Source organism: Rhizobacter sp. P1_G5 (assembly GCF_056405435.1).
The window spans coordinates 1-2,380 of sequence record NZ_JBFUCB010000789.1; the positions used below are offsets into that span (position 1 = coordinate 1).

4 protein-coding genes and 1 pseudogene are annotated in these 2,380 nt (G+C 71.1%); 2 read left to right on the forward strand and 3 right to left on the reverse strand.

The features are described 5' to 3' along the window. A partial coding sequence (msrP, locus tag AC1D12_RS31065) for a protein-methionine-sulfoxide reductase catalytic subunit MsrP (protein ID WP_477845054.1) occupies positions 1-410 on the forward strand: 410 nt, incomplete at its 5' end. Then, a pseudogene (locus tag AC1D12_RS31070) lies at positions 379-897 on the forward strand (protein-methionine-sulfoxide reductase heme-binding subunit MsrQ); the annotation flags it as partial. The gene msrP and the pseudogene AC1D12_RS31070, both read left to right, overlap by 32 nt. 142 nt (positions 898-1,039) lie before the next feature. Here AC1D12_RS31070 and AC1D12_RS31075 read toward each other — a convergent pair. The 3 genes from AC1D12_RS31075 to AC1D12_RS31085 form a co-directional block, all read right to left on the reverse strand. Continuing rightward, complete coding sequence (locus AC1D12_RS31075; protein ID WP_477845055.1) at positions 1,040-1,714, reverse strand: DUF799 domain-containing protein; 675 nt, start codon at positions 1,712-1,714, stop codon at positions 1,040-1,042. Then, complete coding sequence (locus AC1D12_RS31080) at positions 1,711-2,085, reverse strand: DUF4810 domain-containing protein (protein WP_047505115.1); 375 nt, start codon at positions 2,083-2,085, stop codon at positions 1,711-1,713. The genes AC1D12_RS31075 and AC1D12_RS31080 overlap by 4 nt, the downstream gene beginning before the upstream one ends. After that, positions 2,082-2,380: CsgG/HfaB family protein (locus tag AC1D12_RS31085; protein WP_477845056.1), on the reverse strand; the 299-nt coding region annotated here is incomplete at its 5' end. The genes AC1D12_RS31085 and AC1D12_RS31080, both read right to left, overlap by 4 nt.

Here is a 2,380-nt window from a genome sequence, read left to right on the forward strand (position 1 = left end):
GCCAGCGCCGCCCGATGCTCGACTGGCCCTACACCGAGGCCTTGCGCATCGACGAGGCCATGCACCCGCTGACGCTGGTGGCCACCGGCCTGTACGGCAACGCGCTGCCGCCGCAGAACGGCGCGCCGCTGCGGCTGGCGGTGCCGTGGAAGTACGGCTTCAAGAGCCCGAAGGCCATCACGCACATCCGGCTCGTGGAGGCGCCGCCCGCGACGACCTGGATGCAGGCCGCGCCGTCGGAGTACGGCTACTTCGGCAACGTGAACCCGGAGGTGCCGCACCCGCGCTGGTCGCAGCGCCGCGAGCTGCGGCTGGGCGAGCTCGCCAAGCGCCCCACCCTGCCCTTCAACGGGTACGCGGCCGAGGTCGCGTCGCTGTATGCCGGCATGGATCTCTCACGGCATTTCTAGGCTGCTGCCGCTGCTGTGCTTCGCACTCGGCACCTGGCCGGGCCTGCGCTGGGGCTTCGCGTTCATCGCCGGCACGCTCGGCCCCGATCCGATCGCCGCGCTGACGCACGCGAGCGGCTGGTGGGCCATGGGGCTGCTGCTGGCGACACTCGCGATCACGCCGCTGCGCCGCATGTCGGTGTGGCTGTCGCGCGCCGTCGCGCTGCACTGCGGGCGGCGCATCGGCGACTGGAACGCGCTGATCCGCCAACGCCGCCAGCTCGGGCTGTGGAGCTTCGGCTATGCGGTGGTGCACCTCGGTCTCTACCTGGGCTTCGATGCCGGCACGCTGCGCGCGTATGCGCAGGACCTGGCCGAGCGGCCGTTCATCGCGATCGGCTCGGCGGCGCTGCTGTTGCTGCTGCCGCTGGCGCTGACCTCCACTCAATGGGCGATCCGCCGGATGAAGCGCCACTGGGTGCGGCTGCACAAGCTGGTGCATGCAGCGGTCGCGCTCGCGGCGCTGCATGGCGTGCTGCAGGCGAAGGTGGGCCACGTGTCAGCGTGGGTCTTCGCCGGCATCGCCGCAGGGCTGCTCGCGTTCCGGCTGGCCGCGCACTTCTCTCGTGCGCGGACACAGCCGGAAGCGGTCACTGCACCGGCATCGGCTGACCGTACAGCGGCGAGCGCGGCCCCGGCAGCACGCCGTTGCGGCGCGGCGCCCCCAGCATGCGATCGTCGGCCACCCCGGCCCAGCGGTACGACTCGTCGGTGGCGTTGCTCATGACGTGCCGCACCAGCGCACCCACCAGCGCGCCGATCAGGCCGCCTTGCGACTGCTGCTGCTCCTCGGACGAGCTGGCCACCGCCGAGCCCTTCCACAGCAGCTCGCCGCTGCGCAGGTCGACGATGCGGGCCTCGACCTCGACGCGCGTCTCGCTGGCCAGCACCGTGTAGCTCGCACCGTACTTGCGCACCTTGATGTAGACCGCCGCGTCGGCACCGAAGAACTCGCGCAGCTTCTTCAGCGAGACCTCCTGGGCGTCGTGCGCGGTGTCCACGCCGTTCTGGCGGAAGGTCTCGTCGACCAGCGTGACCGGCAGCACGTAGTAGCCCGCTTCGGCCAACGGCCGGGTCGCCTGGCTCCAGACGGAGGCGGTCGCGCTGATCTCGGGCGACTCGTTGAGCGGCGGCAACACCAGCAGCGAGGCCGGTTTCGCGCGATTGAAGGCCGTGTAGTCGTAGGCCGGCGAGGTGGCACAGCCACCGAGCAGCGCGGCGCCGGCGACGGCAGCCCACAGGATGAGGGATCGAACGCGCGTCATGCCGGTTTCTCCGTCTTGGCCACGGGGCCGTCCAGGCGCTTGAGCAACTGGTCCATGTAGGGCGCCGATTCCGGGAACGCGAGCTTCTCGGCCTGCCAGAGCTGGCGCGCCTCGCCCGGGTCGCCGATCGACAGCTTCAGCATGCCCAGGTGGGCCCGCAGGCCGGGCGGCAACGCGGCATTCTGCGCACGCGCCTTCACGACGTGCTCCTCCAGCGCGGCGATCTGCTCCTGCGCGCCGGCGCCGCCGCGCTGCAGCGCGTCGTACTGCTGGCGCGGGAACGACTCCCACAGGTACAACGGCGGGCGCGGCTTCGCGCAGCCGGCCAGCAGCGCCAGCGCACAGGCGGCGACAAGGAAGCGCCCTGTCACTTGGCTGTCTCCTTGCCCCACTGACCACTGTCCTTCGCGGTGACGAGGTCGTCGACCGCCTGGCGCATCGCAAGATCGAGCACCTTGCCGTTCAGCGTCGCGTCGTAGCTGGCGGTGCCGCCGAAGCCGAGCACCTCGCGGTTCGACAGCTCGTACTCGCCGGCACCGCGCGCCGAGTAGACGACCTCGGCGGTCAGGCTGTTGACGATGTTCAGCGTGATCTTCGCGTAGGCGATCTGCGTCTTGCCGCGGCCGAACAGGCCGAACAGCTGGTGGTCGCCGACCTCCTTGCGGC